Genomic DNA, 7540 nt, shown 5'->3' on the forward strand with positions numbered 1-7540 from the left:
CCTAGCGCGTCGGTCACGGCCTCGCCGTGACATATGTCAGAAGGTGTGTTCCGGTCCCGGGAAGGTGCCGCCCTTCACCTCGGCCGCGTAGGTCCGGGCGGCGTCGAGCAGGACACCACGCACGTCGGCGTACTGCTTGACGAAGCGGGGCAGCCTGCCGTCGTTCGGGCCGCGGATGCCGAAGGCGTCGCCCCAGACCAGCACCTGGCCGTCGCAGCCGGCGCCGGCGCCGATGCCGATGGTGGGGATGGCCAGCTCCTTGCTGATCTGCTCGGCGACCTCGCCGGGCACCATCTCCATGACGACCGCGAAGGCGCCGGCGGCGGCGACCGCGCGGGCGTCCTCGACGACCCGGTCGGCGGCGTCGCCGCGGCCCTGGACCCGGTAGCCGCCGAGCGCGTGCTCGGACTGCGGCGTGAACCCGATATGGGCGCAGACCGGGATGCCGCCCTCGACCAGCTTGGTGATGGTGGCCGCCATCTCGACGCCGCCCTCGAGCTTCACGCAGTGGGCCAGGCCCTCCTTCATGAAGCGCACCGCGGTGGCATAGGCCTGCTCGGGCGAGCCCTGGTAGGACCCGAACGGCAGGTCGCCGACCACCATCGCCCGCTTGGCGGACCTCGCCACCGCGCGGGTCAGTGGCAGCAGCTCGTCCACGGTCACCGGGAGGGAGGTCTCGTTGCCGAGGACGTTGTTGGAGGCGCTGTCACCGACGAGCAGCATGTCGATGCCCGCCTCGTCGAAGATGCGGGCGGTGTACATGTCGTAGGACGTCAGCATCGTGATCTTCTCGCCGCTCTTCTTCATCTCGGCGAGGTGGTGGGTCCGGATCCTCTTGATGCTGCTGCCGCCGTACGGCGCTGGCTCTTCGCTCATCGTCGAGCTCCCCTCTGCCCATTGACGCGGGCTCTCACATCTCGCGGCTCCCTGATGGAGTCCACGGACTGCTCCGAACGCTAGTCCGGCCGGCGCCCGCGGGCGCCGGCCGGAGCGTGTGGCGGTGGTCACTCAGAGCGTGTTCGAGAACACGCTCTCACTCGGTGGAGATCGCCTGGAGCACGTTGAGCCGGGACGCCCGGATCGCCGGCACCACCGCGGCGAGTACGCCGACCACGACCGCGACCACCAGGAACGCCGCCAGCTGGCCGATCGGCAGGCCCAGGCTGGTGACCTCCTCGCGCAGCGCCTGCCGCAGCAGCACCCCGGTGACCACGCCGACCACCATGCCCATCACCGCGCCGAGCACCGCGATGGCGACCGACTCCAGGGTGATCATCCGGCGCAGCCTGGCCCGGCTCATCCCGATCGCCCGCAGCAGGCCGATCTCGCGGGTCCGCTCGATCACGCTCAGACCGAGGGTGTTGACGATGCCGATCACGGCGATGACGATCGCCAGCGCGAGCAGTCCGTAGATCATGTAGAGCAGCTGGTTGACCTGGCCGCGGATCTCGTCGGCGAAGCCGGCCTTGTCGTAGACGGCGATGATCTTGGCGCTCTCCGCGACCTGGTCCAGCGCCCGGTGCACGGCGGCGGTGTCGGCGCCAGGGGCGAGCATCAGGCTGATCGAGGTGTCCTGCCGGGTGATGCCCACCTCGGCGAGCAGGTCCAGCGGCACGCTGATCGAGGCCATCACCTCGGTCGGCTCGAAGATGCCGCCGACGGTGAGGTCGAGCGTCTTGCCGCCGGGGAAGTGGAGCGCGAACGCGTCGCCGACCCGCCAGCCGTGCTCCGTGGCGGCGTCCGTCGTCACCAGTGCCTGGTGACCGTCGACGCGCTGGCTGCCGGCCGCCAGGTCGAGGGTGTAGATGTCACTGAAGCTCTGGTCGTCGCCGGTGACGTAGGTGACCTCCTCGCCGGCGTCGACCGTCGCGCCGACCAACTGCTGCCGGTTGACCGTCGCCACGCCGTCGACGTCGGCAAGCTGGTCGCCGATGCTGGTGGAGAACGGCTGGAAGTTGGTGCTCTGCACCAGGAAGTCCGCGGTGAACTCCTTCTCGACGATGTCGTCGACGGTGCTGTTGAGCGAGGCGGCCAGCACGCCGATGATGGAGACCAGCGCCAGCCCGATCATCAGTGCCGACGCGGTGGCGCCGGTGCGGCGAGGGTCGCGCAGCGCGTTCTCGCCGGCGAGTCGCCCCGGGGTGCCGAACAGCCGGGCGAACAGCTCCCGGCAGGCCACCAGCACCGGGCGTCCGGCCACCGAGCTGATCGCCGCGACGGTGAGCACCCACAGCAGCGCGGCCGCACCGACCCAGACGGCGGCCGGGCCGGGGGCGCCGAGCAGTCCGGCGGCCGCCAGCACCACCCCGAGGAGCAGCACCACCGCCCCGATCCGGGCACGTCGCCGCAGCGAGCCCCGGCCGTCGTGCCCGCCGTGCCCGGTCTCGCCGCGCATCGCCGCCACCGGGGCGACCTTGCCGGCCCGCCGCGAGGGCAGGTAGGCGGCCACGACGGTGACGACCAGGCCCACGCCGTAGCTGACGAGGATCGCGGCCGGGGTCAGGGTGAGCGCGTTGCCGGCGATGTCGAGCCCGAACGCCCGGAACAGCGCCGCCAGGCCGCGAGCCAGCGCCCAGCCGAGGCCGATGCCGATGGTGGCGGCGACCAGCGCCATGACCACGGCCTCCAGCAGCACCGAGCGGGTGACCTGCTGACGCGAGGCACCCAGGGCCCGCAGCAGCGCCAGCTCGCGAGTGCGCTGGGCGATCAGGATGGTGAAGGTGTTGACGATGATGAAGCCGCCGACGATGACCGCGATCAGCGCGAAGACCAGCAGGAAGGTCGAGATCACGCCCAGGAACTCGCCCACCGCGGACTGCGACTCGTCCACGATGGTGTCGCCGGTGACCGCCTCGAAGCCGTCGGGCAGCACCTGCTGCGCCGCGTCCACGAGCCGCTGCTGGCTCACCCCGCCGGCGGCGGTCAGCGCGACGGTGGTGAAGGCGTTCGCACCGCCGAGGAAGATCCGCTGGGCGGCGGTGGTGTCGAAGATGAGCAGGGTCGCGCCCGCCGTACCGCCGCCGTTGAACTCCGCGGTGCCGACCAGGGTCGCGGTCTGCTCGGGATCGCCGTACGGCGCGAGCAGGCTGACCTGGTCGCCGAGCCGGTAGCCCGCTCGCTCGGCCGAGCCGCTGTCGAGCACGATCTCGTCCTCGGCCGCTGGCCAGCGCCCGTCCTCGAGCACCAGCATGGGGTCGCCGGTCATGTTGGGGGTGTCGGCGTAGTTGAACGCCAGCGTCGGCGCGCCGCTGCCGCCGACCAGGGCGCCCTCGGCGTCGAGCAGGCTCATCCCGAAGCCGTCGACGCTGCCGTCGGCGCGGGCGACCTCGGGCAGCGCGGCCAGTGCCGCCACGGTGTCGGGGGTGAGGGTCGCGTCGCTGACGCCGGCCTCGCCGGCGCTGAACGCCTCCGAGCCTGCCGCGCGCGCCTGGGCGTCGGGGGTGCTGCCCTTGATGATGGTGTCGAAGGTGGTCGACAGGCCGTGGCTGAAGACGAGCACGCCGGCGAGGAACGCCACGCCCAGCACGATCGCCAGGGTGCTCATCACGAGCCGCACCTTCCTGGCGAGCAGGTTGCGCAGGGTGAGCTTGAGCATCAGCGCTCTCCCCGCGCCGGCGCGGTCTGCAGCGAGGCCATGTGCTCGAGGATCTGCTCGCGGCTCGGGTGGGCGAGCTCGTCGACGATCCGGCCGTCGCGCAGGAAGACGACCCGGTCGCAGTACGACGCCGCGACCGCGTCGTGGGTGACCATCACGATGGTCTGGCCGAACTCCTCGACGCTGCGCCGCAGGAAGCCGAGCACCTCCGCGCCGGAGGTCGAGTCGAGGTTGCCGGTCGGCTCGTCGGCGAAGACGATCGAGGGCTGGCTGACCAGGGCGCGGGCGCAGGCCACCCGCTGCTGCTGGCCACCGGACATCTCGCTCGGCCGGTGGCCGAGCCGGTCCCGCAGTCCGACGGTGTCCACGACCGTGTCGAACCAGGCCCGGTCCGGCTTGTGGCCGGCCAGATCGAGGGGGAGCAGGATGTTCTCCTTCGCGGTCAGCGTCGGGATCAGGTTGAACGCCTGGAAGACGAAGCCGATCCGCTCCCGGCGCAGCCTGGTCAGCGCCTTGTCGTTCAGGCTGCCCAGCTCGACGCCGTCGACGACGACGCTGCCGCTGGTGGGGGTGTCGAGCGCGGCCAGACAATGCATCAGGGTGGACTTGCCGGAGCCGGAGGGACCCATGATCGCGGTGAACTCGCCCTGGTGGAAGTCGACGGTCACCCCGTCGAGGGCGCGCACCTCGGAGTCGCCGGAACCGTAGGTCTTGTGCAGGTCCACGGCCCTCGCGGCCACCGTGCTTGTGGGAGTCGTCGTACCAGTCATGGCACCCACTGTCTCCCAGACTTCCGGCACCGGTCGATCAGGTGTGCCCCTGAGCGATCCCCGGGGATCGCTCAGGGGCAGCCTCGATACTCATCGCGGTACTTCGCGACGAGCTCACTCGTGACGGGGTGATCCGGGTTGCCCGGGTAGCACCGGGAACGGCGAGCGAGCGAGCGACGGCGAGCACGGTGTCGTCGATCTCCAACGGGGACCGCATGGGCGCATCAGCGCATCACGCCCTCGGCCGGCCGAGGGCCGGGACGATCGCACTTCCCTAGACTTGCCGCCGTGGACTTCTACTCCGCCTACGCTCACGGGTTCGCCCGGGTCGCGGCCATCACCATCCCGGTCGCGATCGCCGATCCGGCGGCCAACGCCCGAGCTGTGATCGAGCAGGTCAGGGAGTGCCACGAGGAGGGCGTCGCGGTGGCCCTCTTCCCGGAGCTGTGCCTGTCGGGCTACGCGCTGGACGACCTCCACCTGCAGGACACCCTGCTCGCCGCGGTGGAGCGGGCGATCGCGGAGATCGCCACGGCGACCGCCGAGCTGACGCCGGTGGTGGTCGTCGGCGCGCCGCTGGTGCACCGCAACCGGGTGCTCAACACCGCGGTGGTGATCCACGGCGGCGAGATCCTCGGCGTCGCGCCGAAGTCCTACCTGCCCACCTACCGGGAGTTCTACGAGCGGCGCTGGTTCGCGCCCGGCGACGACCTCGACACCACGGTCACGCTCGCCGGTGAGGAGGTGCCGCTCTCGCCGAAGCTGCTCTTCGCCGCCTCCGACGTACGCGGCCTGGTCCTCCACGTCGAGGTCTGCGAGGACATGTGGGTGCCGGTGCCGCCGTCGGCCACCGCGGCGCTGGCCGGCGCGACGGTGCTGCTCAACCTCTCCGCCTCGCCGGTGACGGTGGGCCGCTCCGAGAGCCGCCGGCAGCTGGTGCAGTCCGCCTCGAACCGCTGCCTGGCCGCCTACGCCTACACCGCCGCCGGACCGGGGGAGTCCACCACCGACCTGTCCTGGGACGGCCAGACCATGGTCTACGAGTGCGGCGACCTGCTGGGGGAGTCCGAGCGGTTCCCGGACGGCGCTCGCCGTACCGTCGTTGACGTCGACCTGGACCGGATCCGCGCCGAGCGGGTGCGGCAGGGCACCTTCGACGACAACCGGCGCGCCCTTGCCGAGGTCACCGAGGACTACGAGGTCGTCGAGTTCGAGCTCTCGCCGCCGGAGGGCGACATCGGGCTGCGCCGCAAGGTCGACCGGTTCCCGTTCGTGCCCGACGACGCCGACCGGCTCGCGCTCGACTGCTACGAGGCCTACAACATCCAGGTCTCCGGGCTGGAGCAGCGGCTGCGCGCGCTCGGCTCGCTCTCGGGGAGCCAGCCCAGGATCGTCATCGGAGTCTCAGGAGGGCTGGATTCCACCCACGCCCTCATCGTGGCCGCCAACGCGATGGACCGACTGGGCCGGCCGCGCTCGGACATCCTGGCCTTCACGCTGCCCGGCTTCGCCACCTCGCCGGAGACCAAGGGCAACGCCATCGCGCTGATGGAGGCCATCGGGGCGACGTACGAGACCATCGACATCACCCCCGCTGCTCGGCAGATGCTCGCCGACCTCGGCCATCCCTTCGCCGACGGCGAGCCGGCGTACGACGTCACCTTCGAGAACGTCCAGGCGGGGCTGCGCACCGACTACCTCTTCCGGGCCGCCAACCAGCGCGGCGGCATCGTGCTCGGCACCGGCGACCTCTCCGAGCTGGCGCTGGGATGGTGCACGTACGGCGTCGGCGACCAGATGTCGCACTACAACGTCAACGCCGGCGTGCCCAAGACGCTCATCCAGCATCTGATCCGCTGGGTGATCTCGACCGAGCAGTTCTCGACCGAGACCGACGAGGTGCTGCGGACCATCCTGGAGCAGGAGATCAGCCCCGAGCTGGTGCCGGTCGCGGCAGGGGAGAAGCCGCAGTCCACCGAGGCCGTCGTCGGGCCCTACCCGCTGCAGGACTTCACCCTCTTCCACGTCGTGCGGCACGGCTACAAGCCCTCCAAGATCGCCTTCCTGGCCTGGCACGCCTGGCGCGACGAGAGCGCCGGGGACTGGCCGCCCGGCTATCCCGAGGCGACCCGCCGCGCCTACGACCTGGGCGAGATCCGGTCCTGGCTGGAGGTCTTCGTCCGCCGGTTCTTCTCCTCGCAGTTCAAGCGCTCCGCGCTGCCCAACGGGCCGAAGGTGTCGGGCGGCGGCACCATGTCGCCCCGTGGCGACTGGCGGATGCCCTCCGACGCCTCGCCCGCCGCCTGGCTCGCCGAGCTCGAGCAGGTCCCCTTCTTCTGAGTCGTACGGTCGCCTCGGCGAGGCTGTCCGGCTCCGGTCCGCCGTCGGTGCTCACGCCCACCAGAATTCGGAAGAGCCCTATTCTCGGGCCGTCAGGATTGTCGGTGGTGGTCGGTAGCTTGATGGTTATGACTTCGACCTTTCCAGACGCTGCCGCTTTCGATGCGGCCGATGATCCTGGGAGTGTGCTCGAGGTCTTTCGTTCTTCTCAATCTCGGGTGCGGGCTGAGGAGGCGTTGCAGATCGCGGCGGCCGCGAAATACGCGTCCTTTCACGAGGTCGACGACTACACCCGCGCCGCGTCGTTGCTCGACGGCGTCCCCGGTGGTGAGGGTGAGGTGCTGCTCGGTGGTGACGGCTGTGCGTATGTGACCGAGTTCGCCGTGGTCGAGTTCGCGGCGGCGACCGGGCGGTCGACCTCGTCGGGGCGGGTGTTCCTGGCCCAAGCCGTGGAGCTGGTCCACCGTCTCCCGTGTACGTGGGCGAGGGTGAAGGCCGGGCAGGTGGACGGGTGGCGGGCCCGTCGCGTCGCCGAGGCCACCCTCACCCTCCCCCAGGAGGCGGCCGCCTGGGTCGACGTCCATGTCTGCTCGCGGGTGGAGCGGGTCGGGGTCACCACCCTCGACCGACTGATCGAGGAGGCCAAGACACGGTTCGATCCCGAACAACTCGCCGAGGACGAAGCCACCGACCTGGCCGAGCGCCGCGTCGAACTGGTCCGCAACCCCACCAGCCGGGCCGCGACCACGAGGGTGGAAGCGGTCCTGGACACCACCGACGCCCACGACCTCGATGCCGTGCTGGACGAGATCGCCGACCAGCTCGCCGCCTGCGA

5 protein-coding genes are annotated in these 7540 nt (G+C 71.0%); 2 read left to right on the forward strand and 3 right to left on the reverse strand.

Translation table 11 applies throughout. The features are described from left to right. Positions 1–36 precede the first annotated feature (36 nt). From panB to QM595_RS11830, 3 genes are all read right to left on the reverse strand, one after another. Positions 37–876: a 3-methyl-2-oxobutanoate hydroxymethyltransferase gene (gene panB, locus QM595_RS11820; RefSeq protein WP_415171755.1), complete on the reverse strand. Its 840-nt coding sequence runs from the start codon at positions 874–876 to the stop codon at positions 37–39. A gap of 157 nt (positions 877–1033) precedes the next feature. Then, positions 1034–3595: an ABC transporter permease gene (locus QM595_RS11825; protein WP_415171756.1), complete on the reverse strand. Its 2562-nt coding sequence runs from the start codon at positions 3593–3595 to the stop codon at positions 1034–1036. Further along, a complete protein-coding gene (locus QM595_RS11830; protein ID WP_415171757.1) occupies positions 3595–4365 on the reverse strand; it encodes an ABC transporter ATP-binding protein in 771 nt (256 codons plus the stop codon). The genes QM595_RS11825 and QM595_RS11830 overlap by 1 nt, the downstream gene beginning before the upstream one ends. A 288-nt stretch (positions 4366–4653) precedes the next feature. Between QM595_RS11830 and QM595_RS11835 the strand changes: the two genes are divergently transcribed. Both QM595_RS11835 and QM595_RS11840 read left to right on the forward strand, forming a co-directional pair. Then, positions 4654–6705 (forward strand): NAD(+) synthase, encoded by a 2052-nt coding sequence (locus QM595_RS11835; protein WP_415171758.1) that lies wholly within the window; start codon positions 4654–4656, stop codon positions 6703–6705. A gap of 218 nt (positions 6706–6923) precedes the next feature. Beyond that, positions 6924–7540 (forward strand): DUF222 domain-containing protein (locus tag QM595_RS11840; RefSeq protein WP_415171759.1); only part of this gene is annotated, 617 nt, incomplete at its 3' end.

The sequence above is a fragment of the Nocardioides sp. genome, from assembly GCF_047607185.1.
Lineage (GTDB): Bacteria > Actinomycetota > Actinomycetes > Propionibacteriales > Nocardioidaceae > Nocardioides.

What these genes read in the sequence shown, in the direction of transcription:
- QM595_RS11830 (WP_415171757.1), bottom strand. Translation starts at nt 4,365, where the DNA reads ATGACTGGTACGACGACTCCCACAAGCACGGTGGCCGCGAGGGCCGTG.
- QM595_RS11825 (WP_415171756.1), bottom strand. Translation starts at nt 3,595, where the DNA reads ATGCTCAAGCTCACCCTGCGCAACCTGCTCGCCAGGAAGGTGCGGCTC.
- panB (WP_415171755.1), bottom strand. Translation starts at nt 876, where the DNA reads ATGAGCGAAGAGCCAGCGCCGTACGGCGGCAGCAGCATCAAGAGGATC.